The organism is Streptococcus sp. HMSC063B03, assembly GCF_001836965.1.
Lineage (GTDB): Bacteria > Bacillota > Bacilli > Lactobacillales > Streptococcaceae > Streptococcus > Streptococcus pneumoniae_F.
The window spans coordinates 18,272-36,350 of the sequence record NZ_KV831061.1 but is presented as its reverse complement, the minus strand read 5'-3'; the positions used below and the strand labels follow the sequence as shown (position 1 = coordinate 36,350).

18 protein-coding genes, 8 tRNA genes and 1 pseudogene are annotated in these 18,079 nt (G+C 39.8%); 22 read left to right on the top strand and 5 right to left on the bottom strand.

Going from position 1 to position 18,079, the window contains the following annotated elements; genetic code table 11:
• Positions 1–38: 38 nt before the first annotated feature.
• From HMPREF2628_RS08440 to HMPREF2628_RS08405, 8 genes are all read left to right on the top strand, one after another.
• A tRNA-Met gene (locus HMPREF2628_RS08440) sits at positions 39–112 on the top strand.
• 13 nt (positions 113–125) lie between these two features.
• Positions 126–199 (top strand) — tRNA-Ile (locus HMPREF2628_RS08435).
• Between the two features lie 12 nt (positions 200–211).
• Positions 212–301 (top strand) — tRNA-Ser (locus HMPREF2628_RS08430).
• A 10-nt stretch (positions 302–311) separates the two neighbouring features.
• Positions 312–385 (top strand) — tRNA-Met (locus HMPREF2628_RS08425).
• 3 nt (positions 386–388) lie between these two features.
• Positions 389–461: transfer RNA gene (locus tag HMPREF2628_RS08420), tRNA-Phe, on the top strand.
• A gap of 20 nt (positions 462–481) precedes the next feature.
• Positions 482–552: transfer RNA gene (locus HMPREF2628_RS08415), tRNA-Gly, on the top strand.
• A 34-nt stretch (positions 553–586) separates the two neighbouring features.
• A tRNA-Ile gene (locus HMPREF2628_RS08410) sits at positions 587–660 on the top strand.
• 6 nt (positions 661–666) lie between these two features.
• A tRNA-Ser gene (locus HMPREF2628_RS08405) sits at positions 667–754 on the top strand.
• A 185-nt stretch (positions 755–939) separates the two neighbouring features.
• On the opposite strand, the gene birA is transcribed toward HMPREF2628_RS08405, so the two are convergent.
• Positions 940–1,875 carry a bifunctional biotin--[acetyl-CoA-carboxylase] ligase/biotin operon repressor BirA gene (gene birA, locus HMPREF2628_RS08400; protein ID WP_070842892.1) on the bottom strand — a complete coding sequence of 312 codons (936 nt, stop codon included), beginning with the start codon at positions 1,873–1,875 and terminating at the stop codon, positions 940–942.
• Positions 1,876–2,157: 282 nt separating this feature from the next.
• Here birA and HMPREF2628_RS08395 point away from each other — a divergent pair, with 282 nt between their 5' ends.
• The 5 genes and pseudogenes from HMPREF2628_RS08395 (at position 2,158) to HMPREF2628_RS08380 (ending at position 6,421) form a co-directional block, all read left to right on the top strand.
• On the top strand, positions 2,158–3,351 hold the full coding sequence (locus HMPREF2628_RS08395) for an O-antigen ligase family protein (RefSeq protein WP_070842891.1): 1,194 nt from the start codon (positions 2,158–2,160) through the stop codon (positions 3,349–3,351).
• 144 nt (positions 3,352–3,495) lie between these two features.
• Positions 3,496–3,939 carry a MarR family winged helix-turn-helix transcriptional regulator gene (locus HMPREF2628_RS08390; protein ID WP_070842890.1) on the top strand — a complete coding sequence of 148 codons (444 nt, stop codon included), beginning with the start codon at positions 3,496–3,498 and terminating at the stop codon, positions 3,937–3,939.
• Positions 3,940–3,973: 34 nt separating this feature from the next.
• Positions 3,974–4,165, top strand: a pseudogene (locus HMPREF2628_RS10595) (polyketide cyclase); the annotation flags it as partial.
• 14 nt (positions 4,166–4,179) lie between these two features.
• Positions 4,180–4,908: an ATP-binding cassette domain-containing protein gene (locus HMPREF2628_RS08385; RefSeq protein ID WP_070842889.1), complete on the top strand. Its 729-nt coding sequence runs from the start codon at positions 4,180–4,182 to the stop codon at positions 4,906–4,908.
• A complete protein-coding gene (locus HMPREF2628_RS08380) occupies positions 4,901–6,421 on the top strand; it encodes an ABC transporter permease/substrate-binding protein (protein WP_070842888.1) in 1,521 nt (506 codons plus the stop codon). The genes HMPREF2628_RS08385 and HMPREF2628_RS08380 overlap by 8 nt, the downstream gene beginning before the upstream one ends.
• A 137-nt stretch (positions 6,422–6,558) precedes the next feature.
• Here HMPREF2628_RS08380 and HMPREF2628_RS08375 read toward each other — a convergent pair whose 3' ends face one another.
• On the bottom strand, positions 6,559–7,095 hold the full coding sequence (locus HMPREF2628_RS08375) for a TetR/AcrR family transcriptional regulator (RefSeq protein WP_004235331.1): 537 nt from the start codon (positions 7,093–7,095) through the stop codon (positions 6,559–6,561).
• A gap of 132 nt (positions 7,096–7,227) precedes the next feature.
• On the opposite strand from HMPREF2628_RS08375, the gene HMPREF2628_RS08370 reads away from it, so the two are divergent.
• Entirely contained in the window at positions 7,228–8,118 is an 891-nt protein-coding gene (locus HMPREF2628_RS08370; RefSeq protein ID WP_000095928.1) for a cation diffusion facilitator family transporter, read from the top strand.
• Between the two features lie 33 nt (positions 8,119–8,151).
• Here HMPREF2628_RS08370 and galR read toward each other — a convergent pair whose 3' ends face one another.
• Positions 8,152–9,156, bottom strand: coding sequence for a DNA-binding transcriptional regulator GalR (galR, locus tag HMPREF2628_RS08365; RefSeq protein ID WP_070842887.1), 1,005 nt, complete (start codon positions 9,154–9,156; stop codon positions 8,152–8,154).
• A 164-nt stretch (positions 9,157–9,320) separates the two neighbouring features.
• Here galR and HMPREF2628_RS08360 point away from each other — a divergent pair, with 164 nt between their 5' ends.
• The 8 genes from HMPREF2628_RS08360 to HMPREF2628_RS08330 all read left to right on the top strand — a co-directional run bounded on the left by HMPREF2628_RS08360 (position 9,321) and on the right by HMPREF2628_RS08330 (position 16,154).
• A complete protein-coding gene (locus HMPREF2628_RS08360) occupies positions 9,321–10,499 on the top strand; it encodes a galactokinase (RefSeq protein WP_070842886.1) in 1,179 nt (392 codons plus the stop codon).
• 18 nt (positions 10,500–10,517) lie between these two features.
• On the top strand, positions 10,518–11,999 hold the full coding sequence (locus HMPREF2628_RS08355; protein ID WP_070842885.1) for a UDP-glucose--hexose-1-phosphate uridylyltransferase: 1,482 nt from the start codon (positions 10,518–10,520) through the stop codon (positions 11,997–11,999).
• A gap of 69 nt (positions 12,000–12,068) precedes the next feature.
• Entirely contained in the window at positions 12,069–12,473 is a 405-nt protein-coding gene (locus tag HMPREF2628_RS08350) for a PaaI family thioesterase (protein ID WP_070842884.1), read from the top strand.
• 156 nt (positions 12,474–12,629) lie between these two features.
• Positions 12,630–13,484 carry a DNA adenine methylase gene (locus HMPREF2628_RS08345; protein ID WP_070842883.1) on the top strand — a complete coding sequence of 285 codons (855 nt, stop codon included), beginning with the start codon at positions 12,630–12,632 and terminating at the stop codon, positions 13,482–13,484.
• A 25-nt stretch (positions 13,485–13,509) separates the two neighbouring features.
• Positions 13,510–14,286 carry a DNA-methyltransferase gene (locus HMPREF2628_RS08340; RefSeq protein WP_070842894.1) on the top strand — a complete coding sequence of 259 codons (777 nt, stop codon included), beginning with the start codon at positions 13,510–13,512 and terminating at the stop codon, positions 14,284–14,286.
• Positions 14,270–15,073: a hypothetical protein gene (locus tag HMPREF2628_RS08335; RefSeq protein WP_049509737.1), complete on the top strand. Its 804-nt coding sequence runs from the start codon at positions 14,270–14,272 to the stop codon at positions 15,071–15,073. Before HMPREF2628_RS08340 ends, HMPREF2628_RS08335 begins: the two co-directional genes overlap by 17 nt.
• Before the next feature lie 14 nt (positions 15,074–15,087).
• Positions 15,088–15,246 (top strand): hypothetical protein, encoded by a 159-nt coding sequence (locus HMPREF2628_RS10945; protein WP_162837409.1) that lies wholly within the window; start codon positions 15,088–15,090, stop codon positions 15,244–15,246.
• Positions 15,246–16,154: a type II restriction endonuclease gene (locus HMPREF2628_RS08330; RefSeq protein WP_070842882.1), complete on the top strand. Its 909-nt coding sequence runs from the start codon at positions 15,246–15,248 to the stop codon at positions 16,152–16,154. The genes HMPREF2628_RS10945 and HMPREF2628_RS08330 overlap by 1 nt, the downstream gene beginning before the upstream one ends.
• 47 nt (positions 16,155–16,201) lie before the next feature.
• On the opposite strand, the gene HMPREF2628_RS08325 is transcribed toward HMPREF2628_RS08330, so the two are convergent.
• Entirely contained in the window at positions 16,202–17,464 is a 1,263-nt protein-coding gene (locus HMPREF2628_RS08325) for a nucleobase:cation symporter-2 family protein (protein ID WP_001194476.1), read from the bottom strand.
• Entirely contained in the window at positions 17,464–18,045 is a 582-nt protein-coding gene (locus HMPREF2628_RS08320) for a xanthine phosphoribosyltransferase (RefSeq protein ID WP_000770415.1), read from the bottom strand. The genes HMPREF2628_RS08325 and HMPREF2628_RS08320 overlap by 1 nt, the downstream gene beginning before the upstream one ends.
• Between the last annotated feature and the right edge of the window lie 34 nt (positions 18,046–18,079).

Sequence of the window (18,079 nt, the reverse complement as noted above, 5' to 3'; positions counted from 1 at the left end):
AAGGTGTCGCAGGTTCGAATCCTGTCTTCCCGATATATGGCGGTGTAGCTCAGCTGGCTAGAGCGTCCGGTTCATACCCGGGAGGTCGGGGGTTCGATCCCCTTCGCCGCTATAATGATCTTGTTGGACCTTTAGCTCAGCTGGTTAGAGCTCTCGGCTCATAACCGAGTGGTCGTAGGTTCAAGTCCTACAAGGTCCATTTGAATAGTATGGAGGATTACCCAAGTCCGGCTGAAGGGAACGGTCTTGAAAACCGTCAGGCGTGTAAAAGCGTGCGTGGGTTCGAATCCCACATCCTCCTTTTGTAATAACGCGGGATGGAGCAGCTCGGTAGCTCGTCGGGCTCATAACCCGAAGGTCGTAGGTTCAAATCCTGCTCCCGCAATAAGGCTCGGTAGCTCAGTTGGTAGAGCAATGGATTGAAGCTCCATGTGTCGGCGGTTCGATTCCGTCTCGCGCCATTTTTATTATTAGTATGTATGCGGGTGTAGTTTAGTGGTAAAACTACAGCCTTCCAAGCTGTTGTCGCGAGTTCGATTCTCGTCACCCGCTTTGAACTTTGTTCAATTACCAAGTTTTTTAACTTGGGCGCGTAGCTCAGGTGGTTAGAGCGCACGCCTGATAAGCGTGAGGTCGGTGGTTCGAGTCCACTCGTGCCCATTAATAGGAGAATTACTCAAGAGGCTGAAGAGGACGGTTTGCTAAATCGTTAGGTCGGGTAACTGGCGCAAGGGTTCGAATCCCTTATTCTCCGTTTTATTGAGAGTTTATAACTCTTTTTTTGTATTTTTAAGAATTGTAGAATAAAAACTTCAGATTTGTAAAACTTAATTGGATTACTTATCTGAAGTTTTTTTGCGCTCTTTGTCAACTGTAGTGGGCTGCAGAAAAGCTAAAATCTTTATATATTATTGATTTTATGGTTGTGCTTGTTTATTACTACTTCCAACTCTTGAGTGAAATTTCTCCGCTATTAAGCCATATTTCTTTTCCGTTATCACATTGAACTAAAAGTTTGCCATTTTCTGAGATATCTTTAGCAAGTCCTTTGTAGTCTTTTTGATCTAGTGTAAAAGTCACTTCTTTTCCTAGAACGAAGGACTGTTTTTTATATAGGTATAATAACTCATCTGCTGGTGTTTCGAAGAAAGTGCGCCATATTTCGATAATTAATTCATTTCTAGTAATAGGTGCTGGTACATTAAATAAGCTAGCAGCTTTTTCTTTTAATTCTTGAGGGAAGTCTTTAATAGTAAAGTTGATTCCTACTCCAATAATGATATCTGTGACTAAGCCAGTTTCTACAGATGTTATTGCCTCAGTGAGGATTCCTCCAATTTTATGATTTTTGAGGTAGATATCATTGACCCATTTTATGTCGACATCTATTAATGTTAGGTTCTTAATGGCTTTGTAGATAGCTCCGGCTACAAGTAGTGTGTAGGATGGTAATTGGTCATAGGGGAGATTGGGTTTAAGATGGAGTGTCATATAAATGCCACCTTGGGGTGAGTAGAAAGAACGTTGAAAACGGCCTCGGCCAGCTGTTTGATAGGAAGCTAGATAGAGGGTGTTTGCTTCATTTCTTAAATCAATTGCTTCTTTTGCATCGAGTTGTGTTGATCTTGTTTCGGGTTTAAAACTGATTTTAATTGGAAGATTTTGTTCTAGAAGTTCTGGAAGAATAAGGTCTCCATTCACCAGTTTATAGCCTTTGTTTTTGATACTATCAATTTCAATGCCTTCTTGTTCTAAACGCTTGATGGCTTTCCAAATTGATGTTCGAGTCAGTGATAGTTCTTCTGCAATTTTTTCTCCGCTGATATAATCGGTTTCTTTAGCTAGAATTTGGTAGACGGCTTGGTAGGATTTCATAGTGTTTCCTTTCTTTAGAAATTGTAAATGATTTAAATATAGTTTGGATAATTGGTCAAAACCTTATTATATTACTACTATTTTAACATATACCTAGTCTTTACGGTATGATTTTCTTATAGTAAATCTAGTCATTAAGTTTGAGTTTTGAAATATAAGTATTTTTGCGCCCTTTTTTACCTAGTAAACGTTTCCTTTGTTTTCAAATTGCTAAAAAAGTGGTACAATAAAGGGTAGCTTACTATTATCTGAATCAACTGATTTGGAGAGAAAGGATTCATTTTGAAATCAATAGGCTTTATTGAAAAGCTGAAAGGGTTGTCTAGTAAAGAGCTGATTTTATTGGGAATTATCCTGAGTATCTTTTTACCCTTTTATCTTTTTGTAGTTGTATTCTGTTTATATATTATCAGTTTAATTTTCACAGGAGACATGAAAAGTATTCTTCAGAAAATGGGGGAGCATCCGATGCTGCTTCTTTTTCTTGGCTATAGTACTGTTATATCCACTTTTGCTCAAAATTGGATGGGTCTTGTGGCTTCAGTAGGAATTTTTCTATTTACTGTTTTCTTTTTGCACTATCAGTCGATTTTATCACATAAATTCTTTCGATTGATTTTGCAGCTCGTCTTGTTTGGTAGTGTCTTGTCTGCTGCTTTTGCTAGTTTAGAACATTTCCAAATTGTGAAGAAATTTAACTATGCTTTTCTTTCACCCAATATGCAGGTGTGGCATCAGAATCGTGCAGAAGTGACCTTCTTTAATCCTAATTATTATGGAATTATTTGTTGTTTCTGTATCATGATTGCCTTCTATCTGTTTACAACGACCAAGTTGAATTGGTTGAAAGTATTCTGTGTGATTGCAGGCTTTGTGAATCTCTTTGGTTTGAACTTTACGCAAAATCGAACTGCCTTTCCTGCTATTATCGCTGGAGCCATTATCTATCTCTTTACGATCATTAAAAACTGGAAGGCCTTTTGGCTTAGTATTGGGGTCTTTGCGATTGGCTTGAGCTTCCTCTTTTCCAGTGATTTGGGAGTTCGGATGGGGACTTTAGACTCTTCTATGGAAGAACGGATTTCTATCTGGGATGCTGGGATGGCCTTGTTTAAGCAAAATCCTTTTTGGGGTGAGGGGCCATTGACCTACATGCATTCTTATCCTAGAATAAATGCTCCTTATCATGAACATGCTCACAGTCTTTATATTGATACGATACTGAGTTACGGAATTGTGGGGACTATTTTACTAGTTTTGTCTTCTGTTGCTCCTGTTCGATTGATGATGGATATGAGTCAGGAGTCGGGGAAACGTCCGATTATCGGCCTTTATCTGTCTTTCCTTACAGTGGTTGCTGTGCATGGAATCTTTGACTTGGCCCTCTTCTGGATTCAGTCAGGTTTCATTTTCTTGCTAGTTATGTGCAGCATTCCATTGGAACGTCGAACTTTGGTATCGGACATGACGGATTAAGTTTATAAGATTGAAATCTTCTACCTTGAGTAGGAGATTTTTTTACTGGGAAAAATTATTTCTAAATCGAAATAGTTGACAGATGGAACGACGAGTGTTACAATTACTTTATTCATTTCGATATAGAAATAAATTGGAGGTGTCATGAAAGATAGTCATTTGGTAGCCCTTCATATTCGTTTGTTGAATGGGCGGATTTTTCAAAAGTTACTTAGTCGGGATCCTGAAGCTCTTTATCGGAGTGAACAGGGGAAGATTTTAGCGGTTTTATGGAATAGTAAAACTGGTTGCGCAACTGCGACAGATATTGCGCTTGCGACTGGGCTTGCTAACAATACACTGACGACGATGATTAAAAAGCTAGAGGAACAAAATCTTGTAACTATTAGTCCATGTGGAGAAGATAAGCGTAAGAAGTATTTGGTTTTAACAGAGTTGGGGCAGTCTCAGAAAGAAGTGGGGCATCGTGTCAGTCAGAAATTGGATACGATCTTTTATAAAGGATTCACCGAGGAAGAAATTCGTCAGTTTGAAGCCTTTCAAGAAAGAATTTTGGCTAATCTGAAAGAGGAGGAAAATGAGGTTTAAAATGGAGCAAATTAGCTGTTTATAAGTAAAGACCACTTTTGACTTTGTTTTTAAACTCTTAGGACAAGGAAACTATGTGGTTAGCTATGGTCAGACTCAGATTGGTGGAGTTGCCTATGCCCAGTATGATATCTTCCGTCTAGAAAACGGGAAAATTGTGGAGCATTGGGACAATAAAGAAGTCATGCCTAAGGTAGAAGACTTGACCAATCGAGGGAAGTTTTAAATTGAGGATACAGAATGATTGAATACAAAAATGTAGCTTTACGCTACACAGAAAAAGATATCTTGAGAGATGTCAATTTACGAATTGAGAATGGCGAGTTTATGGTTTTAGTTGGGCCATCTGGGTCCGGTAAGACAACCATGATTAAGATAATTAACCGTCTCTTGGAACCTACTGATGGAAATATTTATATGGATGGCAAGCGTATCAAAGATTATGATGAGCGTGAACTTCGTCTTTCTACTGGCTATGTTTTACAGGCCATTGCTCTCTTTCCCAATCTAACGGTCGCGGAAAATATTGCCCTGATTCCTGAGATGAAGGGATGGACTAAGGAAAAAATTGCTCAGAAAACTGAAGAGCTTTTGGCCAAGGTTGGCTTGCCACTAGCTGAGTATGGGCATCGACTTCCGAGTGAATTATCTGGTGGAGAACAGCAACGGGTTGGAATTGTACGGGCTATGATTGGTCAGCCTAAGATTCTCCTCATGGATGAGCCTTTTTCGGCTCTTGATGCTATTTCGAGAAAACAGTTGCAAGTTCTGACAAAAGAATTGCATAAAGAGTTTGGGATGACAACGATTTTTGTAACCCATGATACGGATGAAGCCTTGAAATTGGCGGACCGTATTGCTGTCTTGCAGGATGGAGAGATTCGCCAGGTGGCGAATCCCGAGACGATTTTAAAAGCTCCTGCCACAGAATTTGTAGCAGACTTGTTTGGAGGTAGTGTTCATGACTAATTTAATTGCAACTTTTCAGGATCGTTTTAGTGATTGGTTGACAGCTCTATCTCAACATTTGCAGTTGTCACTTTTGACCTTGTTACTGGCCATTTTTATAGCGATTCCCTTGGCTGTTTATCTTCGCTATCATGAGAAGTTGGCGGATTGGGTCTTACAGATTGCAGGGATTTTCCAGACCATCCCGTCTCTGGCCTTGTTAGGACTCTTTATCCCCTTGATGGGAATTGGAATCTTGCCTGCTTTGACAGCTCTAGTGATTTATGCGATCTTTCCGATTTTACAAAATACCATCACTGGACTCAAGGGAATTGATCCAAGTCTACAAGAGGCTGGGATTGCCTTTGGGATGACTAGGTGGGAGCGTCTCAAGAAGTTTGAAATTCCACTTGCTATGCCTGTTATGATGTCTGGGATTCGGACGGCAGCGGTCTTGATTATCGGCACGGCAACCTTGGCGGCCTTGATTGGTGCAGGGGGACTGGGTTCCTTTATCCTTTTGGGAATTGACCGTAATAATGCCAGTCTGATTTTGATTGGGGCACTTTCTTCAGCAGTGCTGGCTATTGTCTTTAACTTCTTACTAAAAGTGATGGAAAAAGCAAAATTGCGAACGATTTTTTCTGGTTTTGCCTTGGTGACAATATTGCTCGGTTTGTCTTATAGTCCAGCTCTTTTGGCTCAAAAAGAGAAAGAGAACCTGATCATTGCTGGAAAATTGGGACCGGAACCAGAAATTTTGGCTAATATGTATAAGTTACTGATTGAAGAAAATACCAGCATGACTGCGACTGTTAAACCGAATTTTGGGAAAACAAGCTTTCTCTATGAAGCTCTGAAAAAAGGCGATATTGACATCTATCCTGAATTTACTGGTACGGTGACTGAAAGTTTGCTGCAACCATCACCGAAAGTGGGTCATGAGCCAGATCAGGTTTATCAGGTAGCGCGTGATGGCATTGCCAAACAGGATCATCTATCCTATCTCAAACCTATGTCTTATCAAAATACCTATGCTGTAGCTGTTCCGAAAAAGATTGCTCAAGAATATGGCTTGAAGACCATTTCGGACTTGAAAAAAGTGGAAGGGCAGTTGAAGGCTGGATTTACTCTCGAGTTTAATGACCGTGAAGATGGCAATAAGGGCTTGCAATCAATGTATGGTCTCAATCTCAATGTAGCGACCATGGAACCAGCCCTTCGCTATCAGGCTATTCAGTCAGGTGATATTCAAATCACGGACGCCTATTCGACCGATGCGGAATTGGCACGTTATGATTTACAGGTATTGGAAGATGACAAGCAACTCTTCCCACCTTATCAAGGGGCTCCACTCATGAAAGAAGTTCTTCTCAAGAAACATCCAGAGTTGGAAACAGTTCTCAATAAATTGGCTGGTAAAATTACTGAAAGCCAGATGAGCCAGCTCAACTACCAAGTCGGTGTTGAAGGCAAGTCAGCAGAACAAGTAGCCAAGGAGTTTCTACAAGAACAAGGTTTGTTGAAGAAATAGTTTGAAAATGTCAAACTCAACTTTGTTAAACGACCATATAGAAAACTGCTCAGACAATGTTGTCTGGGCTTTTTTGATTGTTGAAAAGATGAAAACTCAGTAGCCTAGAAATAAGGCAACTGAGCTCTACTCTGTATTCAATTTTTAGGAATGAGAAGGTCTAGATAAAACTGGACAACTTCCTGGTATGTAAAGTCTTGTCCTTTTTTGAGCCACCAGGTCAATGTCTCGATAAAGTTGGACACGACCAAGTGTTGGAGGTAAGAAGTAGGCAGATTAGTGTGGGCTTCTTTTAACTCATCAGCCAACATGGGATAGACATGGTGTTCTAGCTCTTTATGGAGTTGACGGAGGAAGTAGTCATTTTTGGAAAATAGCAGACTGGTAACATGGTCCTGGTTTTTCTGAAAATGTAAAAAGATATGTGCGAGGTAGTCCTCGGTAGTAAAGTGTCCTTCCCTTTCAAAGAGATGATGAAAGAGGTAGCGACAGAGCTCATCTAAAAGGAGTTCTTTGCTTTCATAGTGACAGTAAAAAGTAGAACGCCCAACATCTGCTAGGTCAATGATATCCTGAACAGTAGTGGCATCATAGCCTTTGTCGTTCAAAAGTTGTAAAAAAGCTTGATAGATGGCTTTTTTCGTCTTGCTGACTCGACGGTCTCTTTTTGGCATGTAGACACTTGAGACAAACTGTTCAGAACTGAACATGGCTGACAGTTTGCTTCTATCCTTTCTTTGAATTTTATTAGATAATACAAATGAAAGAAGTATGTATATACCCATTATACCAAAGGAGGGAGAGAAATGAGTTCTAAAACATCTATCTGGTTAGCTTTTTTCTTAAATTTAAGCTATGCGATTGTTGAGTTTATCGCAGGAGGAATCTTTGGTTCGAGTGCAGTTCTTGCTGATTCCGTTCATGACTTGGGAGATGCTATAGCCATTGGCATCTCAGCCCTTTTAGAAACAATTTCAAACCGTGAAGAAGATAGACAGTACACCTTGGGTTACAAACGTTTTAGTCTTTTAGGAGCCATGCTAACGGCTGTGATTCTTATGATAGGGTCTGTCCTAGTGATCTTGGAAAATGTCACAAAGATTGTTCACCCGCAACCCGTCAATGAGGAAGGCATCCTCTGGCTGGGAATCATTGCAGTAGCCATTAATGTGCTAGCAAGTCTGGTAGTTCGTAAGGGGAAAACAAAGAACGAGTCAATTCTTAGCCTGCATTTTTTGGAAGACACTCTTGGTTGGTTGGCCGTCATTCTAATGGCGATTATTCTTCGATTTACGGACTGGTATATCCTCGATCCGCTTTTATCACTAGTTATTTCTATCTTTATTCTGTCGAAAGCCATTCCTCGCTTTTGGAGCGCACTGAAAATTTTCCTAGATGCTGTGCCAGAAGGAGTCGAGACAAGTGATTTGGAGAAGGATTTAGAGGCTCTACCCAATGTCAACAGTGTCAATCAACTTAGCATTTGGTCCATGGATGGTCTAGAGAATAATGCTATTGTTCACATTTGTATCAAGGACTGGGAACAGATGATGGAAACCAAAGAAGTGGTGCGTCAATGTTTAGAAGAAAGAGGCGTGCAGAATATCACTATTGAAGTAGATAGCAGTCAAAGCAATCATGCGCAACATAAGCGGAGGGTGAGAGAATTAGAGCAGAAGCATGGGCATCATCATTAGAAAAGCGACCTCGCTAGAGGTCGTTTTGTTATCCTATTCATTCCTTGTACTTTCTCTCAGAGTCAGTCTGGTTCCCAACATGGTTAGGCTAGGGATTTTGCGACCGTGGAGTACTTCCTTATTAAGAATATCCATGCCTGCTCTGCCCATTTCTTCGGTATAGACGGTGATGCTGGAGAGGGGAGGATAGACTTGCTTGGTCAGACTAGTGTCGTTAAAGGAAATGAGGCTGACGCGGTCTGGTAGGCTGATTCCAGCTTCTTGGAGCGCACGGAGGGCACCGATGGCTAAACTATCGCTAGCTGCGAAAAAGGCTGGTGGGAGTTGGTCTCCTAAGTTCTGAATAGCCTCCTTCATTAAGTCATAGCCAGACTGGGCAGTAAAGCTTCCTTGAAAGACCAGTTCATCATGATAGATTCCTTTTGTTTGACTGTAGTTTCTGAAATTTTCCAGCCGCTTATCCTCAATGATTTCTTCTTGGTCTGTTGTTTCCTCAAGCCCTGTTAGAATCCCGATACGGTCCATCCCTTGACTGAGGAAATAATCGACAACCTGTTTCATGGCAGTGTAAAAGTCCGTGATAATGCAGGTATGTCCTAGTGAAAGAGTATCACTGTCTAGAAAGACAAGAGGCTTTTGGTATTCTTCAAAGGCAGAGATCTGAGCTCGACTAAACTTTCCGATGCAGAGAATCCCGATGACTTCCTCGCTCAGTGTAAAAGGATGGTCATTAAAATAGCGTAAAATATCATAGTCCAGTTCTTGGGCTCTTTTTTCTATGCCTAGGCGAATCTGGTAGTAGTAGAGATCGTCTAGCTCCCCTTGTTCGCTGATCCATTGGATAATGGCAATCTTTTGCTTGGGCTTGTGGGACTCGCCTGTCTTGAGGTGCTTAGTGTAGCCCAACTCTTCAGCAACGGTTAAAATACGGTGTCTGGTTTCTTCTGTAACAGATAGGCTCTGGTCGCGATTGAGGACGCGGGATACGGTCGCGATAGAGACAGAGGCTAGCTGTGCAATGTCTTTTAAGGTAGCCATAAATCCTCCTCCTTTTAGGTTAGTATATCATATTTTTCTGTATTTTACTGATAGTTTAGTAAAATTTTAGTAAAAAGGATTGACCTTGGGAAATCCCTTGGATACAATAGAAGAAAACGATTACACGTTAAGGTGACTTAACGGACAGTAAAAGGAGAAATCATATGACACAACATCTTACTGCTGAAGCTCTTCGCAAAGACTTTCTTGCCGTTTTTGGTCAAGAAGCAGACCAAACTTTTTTTTCACCAGGTCGTATCAACTTGATTGGTGAGCACACAGACTATAATGGTGGACATGTATTTCCAGCAGCCATTTCCTTAGGAACTTATGGGGCTGCTCGCAAACGTGATGACCAAGTCTTGCGTTTCTACTCAGCTAACTTTGAGGACAAGGGCATTATCGAAGTGCCTCTCGCTGACCTCAAGTTTGAAAAAGAGCACAGCTGGACTAACTATCCAAAAGGGGTTCTTCATTTCTTGCAAGAAGCTGGGCACGTGATTGATAAAGGTTTTGATTTTTATGTTTATGGGAATATCCCAAATGGTGCTGGTTTGTCTTCTTCAGCATCCTTGGAACTCTTGACAGGGGTAGTGGCAGAGCATCTCTTTGATTTAAAACTAGACCGTTTGGATTTGGTTAAAATTGGAAAACAAACAGAAAACAACTTTATCGGAGTGAATTCTGGTATTATGGACCAGTTTGCTATCGGTATGGGAGCTGACCAACGTGCTATTTACTTAGATACTAACACTTTAGAGTACGACTTGGTGCCACTTGATTTGAAGGACAATGTCGTTGTTATCATGAACACTAACAAACGTCGTGAATTGGCGGATTCTAAATATAATGAACGCCGTGCTGAGTGTGAAAAAGCAGTGGAAGAATTGCAAATAGCCTTAGATATTCAGACCTTGGGTGAATTAGACGAGTGGGCTTTTGACCAATACAGCTATCTGATTAAAGATGAAAATCGTTTGAAACGTGCTCGCCATGCTGTGCTTGAAAACCAACGTACCCTTAAAGCTCAAGCAGCCCTTCAAGCAGGAGATTTGGAAACATTTGGTCGTTTGATGAATGCGTCACACGTTTCCCTAGAGCATGACTATGAAGTGACTGGATTGGAATTGGATACTCTTGTTCACACAGCTTGGGGACAAGAAGGCGTTCTCGGTGCTCGTATGACAGGGGCTGGTTTTGGCGGCTGTGCTATCGCCTTAGTTCAAAAAGATACTGTTGAGGCCTTTAAGAAAGCTGTAGGCAAACACTACGAGGAAGTAGTTGGCTACGCTCCAAGCTTCTATATCGCTGAAGTTGCAGGTGGCACTCGCGTCCTTGACTAGTCAAAAGGAGGCTCTATAGTGACCTTAGTAGATAAATTTGTGACACATGTCATTGCAGAAAGTACATTTGAGGAAATGGATCGAATCTACCTGACCAATCGTGTCTTGGCACGAGTGGGAGATGGTGTTTTGGAAGTTGAGACCAATCTGGATAAATTGATTGACCTCAAGGATCAGTTGGTTGAGGAAGCCGTTCGATTAGAGACGATTGAGGATAGTCAGACTGTGCGTGAAATTCTTGGTGCTGAACTGATGGACTTGGTGACTCCTTGTCCGAGTCAGGTTAATCGTGACTTTTGGGAAACCTATGCCCACTCTCCTGAGCAAGCGATAGAGGATTTTTACCAACTCAGTCAGAAGAATGATTACATCAAACTCAAGGCCATTGCTAAGAACATTGCTTACCGTGTTCCATCTGATTACGGTGAACTTGAAATTACCATCAACCTCTCTAAGCCTGAAAAGGATCCCAAAGAGATTGCGGCAGCCAAGTTGGTGCAAGCTAGCAATTACCCCCAGTGTCAGCTTTGTCTAGAGAATGAGGGCTACCATGGTCGAGTTAACCACCCAGCTCGCAGTAACCACCGTATTATCCGTTTTGAAATGGCTAGTCAGGAGTGGGGTTTCCAGTATTCGCCTTATGCTTATTTTAATGAGCACTGTATTTTCTTAGATGGTCAGCATCGACCCATGGCCATTAGTCGTCAGAGTTTTGAACGTTTGTTGGCTATCGTAGAGCAGTTTCCAGGATATTTTGCAGGCTCTAATGCCGACCTGCCTATTGTGGGGGGCTCTATTCTAACTCATGATCACTATCAGGGAGGCCGACACGTATTTCCGATGGAATTGGCTCCTTTGCAAAAGACCTTCCGATTTGCTGGTTTTGAGCAGGTTAAGGCTGGAATTGTCAAGTGGCCAATGTCAGTGTTGCGTTTGACTTCGAATTCCAAAGAAGATTTGATCAACTTGGCTGATAAGATTTTGCAGGAATGGCGCCAGTATTCAGATCCTGCAGTGCAGATTTTGGCAGAAACAGACGGGATACCGCATCACACCATTACACCCATTGCCCGTAAACGCGATGGACAATTTGAGTTGGACTTGGTCTTGCGGGACAATCAGACTTCTGCAGAATATCCTGATGGCATCTATCATCCCCATAAGGATGTCCAACATATCAAGAAGGAAAATATCGGCTTGATTGAGGTCATGGGCTTGGCAATCTTGCCACCACGTCTGAAAGAAGAAGTGGAGCAAGTCGCTAGCTATCTTGTAGGAGAAGCTGTTACAGTTGCCGATTATCATCAGGAATGGGCAGACCAACTTAGAGCTCAATATCCAGACCTAACAGATAAAGAAAAAGCCCTTGAAATCGTCAAGGACTCTGTTGGTGCTATCTTTGCGCGTGTACTTGAGGACGCAGGAGTCTACAAGCAGACAGAACAAGGACAGGCAGCCTTTATGCGCTTTGTGGAGCGGGTCGGAATTTTGCCAGACTAGGTGCTTTCTCCTTGCACAGTTCTATAAAAAGTAGTATCATAGTGTCGTTTGAAATATCAGGAGGAAATGATGAAAGACTTTCATTTTGACGCTATATCTGCCTTTGAAAATTACGAAATTGAACAAATGAGAGATGGTCACGTTGTGGTGACGACCAAAGTAGTGGACTCGTCTCTCAACTACTATGGCAATGCCCATGGTGGCTATCTCTTTACCCTTTGCGACCAGATCAGTGGTTTGGTGGTCATATCTCTGGGGCTTGATGGAGTGACGCTCCAGTCTTCTATCAACTACCTCAAAGCAGGAAAACTCGACGATGTGCTGACCATTAAAGGAGAATGTGTCCACCAAGGACGCACAACTTGCGTCGTGGATGTCGATATCACCAATCAAGAAGGCAGAAATGTCTGTAAAGCAACCTTTACCATGTTTGTTACAGGCCATCGGTCAGAAGACAGACAGGTAAGGATATAAAAAGTAATTTAATAGAGTGAGGTGAATTTTGGAATTTATAAAATTTGCCTTACTCATTTTTTGATATTGATATGATTTAATTCTAAAATAGAAAATTTAGTCATGTGGTAGAAAATACAAGAGTTGTGTTTTAATTTCTATGGTATAATTAAAAGCATGAAGATAAAAGAAATAAAGGAAGTTACTTTACAACCGTTTACGAAATGGACAGGTGGTAAAAGACAATTATTGCCTGTTATTAGAGAATTAATGCCTAAAACTTATAACAGGTATTTCGAACCTTTTGTTGGAGGTGGAGCTTTATTTTTTGATTTAGCTCCTAAAGATGCAGTTATTAATGATTTTAACGCTGAACTAATAAATTGCTATCAACAAATTAAGGACAATCCTCAAGAATTGATTGAAATTTTGAAAGTTCATCAGGAATATAATTCAAAAGAATATTATTTAGATTTACGTTCTGCAGATCGTGATGAAAGAATAGATATGATGTCCGAAGTACAAAGAGCTGCACGTATTCTATATATGTTGAGAGTGGATTTTAATGGTCTATATCGTGTGAATTCTAAGAACCAATTTAATGTTCCATATGGACGTTATAAGAATCCTAAAATTGTTGATGAGGAATTGATATCTGCTATTTCAGTATACCTAAATAACAATCAACTAGAAATTAAAACGGGAGATTTTGAAAAGGCTGTTTTAGATGTTCAGCCAGGGGATTTTGTATATTTTGATCCCCCGTATATTCCATTGTCAGAGACAAGTGCCTTTACTTCCTACACTCATGAGGGGTTTTCTTATGCAGATCAAGTAAGATTAAGAGATACCTTTAAGAGATTGAGTGATACAGGAGCTTATGTTATGTTATCAAATTCTTCTAGTGCGTTAGTAGAGGAGTTGTATAATGATTTTAATATCCATTATGTTGAAGCTACCAGAACTAATGGAGCAAAATCTTCAAGTCGAGGAAAAATTTCTGAAATTATAGTCACAAATTATGAAAAATAACGAATATAAGTATGGAGGTGTTCTTATGACAAAACCATACTACAATAAAAATAAGATGATTCTTGTTCACTCAGATACGTTCAAGTTCTTATCAAAAATGAAACCAGAAAGTATGGATATGATTTTTGCTGATCCACCTTATTTTTTAAGTAATGGTGGAATATCTAACTCTGGGGGACAAGTTGTTTCTGTTGATAAAGGAGATTGGGATAAAATTTCTTCATTCGAAGAAAAACATGAGTTTAATCGCAAATGGATTCGCCTAGCAAAAGAAGTTCTGAAGCCTAATGGGACGATATGGATTTCAGGTAGTTTGCACAACATATACTCAGTTGGAATGGCATTAGAGCAAGAAGGTTTTAAAATTCTGAATAATATTACTTGGCAGAAAACAAACCCTGCCCCCAATTTATCTTGTCGTTATTTTACCCATTCTACTGAAACCATTTTATGGGCCAGAAAAAATGATAAAAAAGCTCGTCATTACTACAATTATGATTTAATGAAAGAATTGAATGATGGAAAACAAATGAAAGATGTCTGGACCGGATCTTTAACAAAGAAAGTTGAAAAATGGGCTGGGAAACATCCAACTCAAAAACCAGAGTATTTGTTAGAACGCATTATTTTAGCCTCTACTAAAGAGGGTGACTATATTCTAGACCCATTTGTTGGTAGTGGCACTACGGGTGTTGTTGCGAAGCGATTAGGTAGAAGATTTATAGGTATCGATGCTGAAAAAGAATATTTGAAAATAGCAAAACAAAGAATTGAGATAGAATCTTATGCTTCAAACAGGTGAATATGCTACATATAAGGAATTTGGGATTGATTTAATACAAAAATTAGATGAAGAGGGCTTCACAGAAGCTATTCAAAATGGGGAACTACCAAAATCAAAATTTATAGAGACGCCGCAAGGTATTATTTTAAAATTTTATGGTTTTAAAGCTATAGATGTGAAAACAAAAAATCGCTTGAAGAGAACATCATATGATTGTTTAGTTCAGTATCGGAGTGAAGATGTTAAATTTGAAACAATTTGTCAAGAAATTATAAGAAAGTGTCTAAAAACAAAAAATGAAGTAAATTTAGTAAAGAACATTATTTATATATTTTTGAAAACTATAGCAAAACACCCTTTAACAAGTATTGATATTTTTTTTAAAGAATATTTTATATATAATGGAAAATTGAGGAAAATATCAGAAGAAAGAATTAATAACTTGAATTATGAAGTTATAGAGAAAGGTATAAACTCTCTAAATATAGTATTACTTGAATTAGATAGCATAGGAAAGTATACTTTTCAGGAATTGATTAATATAATTAGTTATATTGCTGTCATTGAAGAATTAAACTACCCTAAAATTATTGGCTCTAAGAATTATAAAGGACGTGAGCATTGCTTTGGCAGGTATGTAGAAGTTTTATTTGATAACGAAAAAGAATTAAAAAGATTGGTTAAATCAAATGCATTTAACAACGGAGCTCAATTTATTCCTAAGAAGGAATTAAAGGAATGGTATTTTACAAATGAAATTGAGGAAGACCGCATTGAATTGGATAATAACAAAAATTATTGTTAAAGGAGATTATATTAATGGTAAGGATTACAATTAACGCAGATGGTTATAACAATGGTACTGTAACAAGAAAATGTCCTCATTGTGGTGAAGAAAAGTCGATTGATGATTTTGGATACCGTAATATGGGGAATGATAATATTAGAAATCAATCTTGGTGTAAGGAGTGCCGGTAATGAAGTTACAAAAATATATATATCTTTCAAATGAAGACCGATTAAAACAATTTTTAAATACTCTTTCAGTAACCAATCGTACTCCTGAGTACTATGTGAATTGGAAGAAAGTTGACCGTGAGACAAAGAAGTATGAACTAGATTTGAATACTTTGAACTACTTAATTGGTAAAGATGATATTTATTCAGAAGCTCTACGTTTATTCACTAAACAACCTAATTTGTTAAAAGCAATTCCGAGCCTAATCGCAAGTCGAGATAAAGTTTTGGATATTCTGACAATAGATAATGACGATAATATGTCTTTTGAGCAATTGAATTTTAAAACGATAGATGCTAGCAGAATAGATGATTACATGAAATTTATTGAGAAATCTGGTTTGTTAAAGTTTTTACAACGACATGCTAATCGTTCATTAGTTGATTATGTTTATGGAGTTGAGACTGGATTAGATAGTAATGCTCGTAAAAACCGAAGTGGTAAAACTATGGAAGGAATTTTAGAAAGATATGTTTCAAGAATTTCTAAGGAGCAAAAATTAGAGTGGCAAGCTCAAGCAACAGCTAAATTTATTAAGAATGAGTGGGGAATTGAAGTACCTGTAGATAAATCTGAAAGACGGTTTGATGTTGCAGTTTATTCTAAAGAAAAACATAAAGTTTGGCTGCTTGAAACAAATTACTATGGTGGAGGCGGTAGTAAATTAAAATCCGTAGCAGGAGAATTTACAGAACTTAGTCAATTTGTTGTAACATCAGATGATGATGTTGAATTTGTATGGGTTACTGATGGGCAAGGATGGTTAACCGCGCATTTACCGTTGGCAGAAGCATTTAGTCATATTACTAATGTATTTAACTTAGAGATGTTGAGAGAAGGATTTTTAGCTGAATTATTCTTACAATGATTGTTCATTAGCTATATACAAAAAAAAGAGGCTCACACCTCTTTTTCTTATTTCTTTTTATGATTTAGTACCGCATTGAGGACAATGGCGAGTAGGCTGGCTACGACGATTCCGTTTGAGAAGAACATTTGGAAGGCTGTCGGCATGCTGATGAAGAGATTACTGTTATTTAGACCGACACCTGCAGCGATTGAGACTGCTGCGATAAGGAAGTTATGTTCATTGTTAGCAAAGTCAACACGAGCGAGGATTTGCATCCCTTGAATAGATACAAAACCAAACATCACCAGCATGGCACCACCGAGGACAGGGCTCGGAATGATTTGGGCAAGGGCACCAAACTTAGGAAGGAGTCCAAGGAGAACCAGGAAACCAGCTGCGTAGTAGATTGGCAGGCGAGTCTTGATACCTGATAATTTAACCAAACCAACGTTTTGTGAAAATCCTGTGTAAGGGAAGGTGTTAAAGATTCCTCCGAGAAGTACGGCCAAACCTTCTGCGCGGTAACCGTTGCGCAGGCGTGTGCTGTCGATTGGATCCTTTGTGATATCAGACAAGGCTAGATAAACACCAGTAGACTCAACCATAGACACTGTTGCGATGATACACATCATGACAATAGATGAGATTTCAAAGGTTGGCATTCCAAAGTAGAGTGGAGTTGGGACATGGACAAGTGGTGCTGCCGCAACAGGAGAGAAATCAACCAAGCCCATGCTAGCAGCAATGGCAGTTCCAACAACCAGACCAATCAAAATAGAGATAGACTTGATAAATCCTTTAGTAAAGATGTTAATCAAGAGGATAATCAGAACAGTGATAGCTGCAAGCAAGAGACTTTGACCAGTTGGCTCTGGAACGTTATTTCCCATATTTCCAATAGCGACAGGGATCAAGGTTAAACCAATAGTGGTAATAACAGATCCTGTTACGATAGATGGGAAGAGATTGGCCACTTTTGAGAAGATGCCTGAAACAAGAACCACGTAAATCCCTGATGCGATAAGGGCACCAAACATAGCGCCACTACCATGGCTTTGCCCAATCATAATCAAAGGAGCGACCGACTGGAAAGCAACTCCTAGAACGACTGGTAGTCCAATCCCAAAGTATTTGTTGAGTTGGAGTTGGAGGAAGGTTGCCACCCCACACATGAAGATATCTGTAGAAATCAGGTAGGTTAACTGCTCAGCCGAATAGCCAAGGGCTGTCGCAATCATGATGGGAACCAGGATGGATCCTGAGTACATAGCTAGTAAGTGCTGCAAGCCAAGAACGGCTGCTTGCGAGTGTTTTTCTTGAGTTTGCATTAGAGATCTGCCTCCTTAAATACGACTTGACCATTTTCAAAACGATCCAAACGAGCGAGTGATAGAACAGGGTAGCCTGCTTTTTCAAGCAAATCACGTCCATCTTGGAAGGATTTTTCAATCACAATACCGATAGCTTCAACTGTTGCTCCAGCCTGTTCGATGATTTGAATCAAGCCTTTGGCAGCTTGGCCGTTAGCAAGGAAGTCGTCGATAATCAAAACCTTGTCTTCTGGTGAGAGGAATTTTCCAGCGATAGAAACGGTGCTAGTCACCTGCTTGGTAAAGGAGTAAACTTCGGCAGTTAAGATTCCTTCGTTCATAGTGATGTTCTTAGCTTTTTTGGCGAAAATCATGGGAACGTTTAAGGCTTCAGCTGTAAAAACGGCTGGGGCAATACCCGACGCTTCAATGGTCACGACTTTGGTAATGCCAGCAGAAGCAAATTTTTCCGCAAAGACCTTACCGATCTCTCTCATCAAGCTAAAGTCAACTTGGTGGGTTAAAAAGGAATCTACCTTGAGGATGTTATCACCCAAGATATGCCCATCCTTGAGGATGCGCTCTTCTAATAATTTCATAAGACCTCCTAAAGTCTAAAAGCCAGTTTACTTG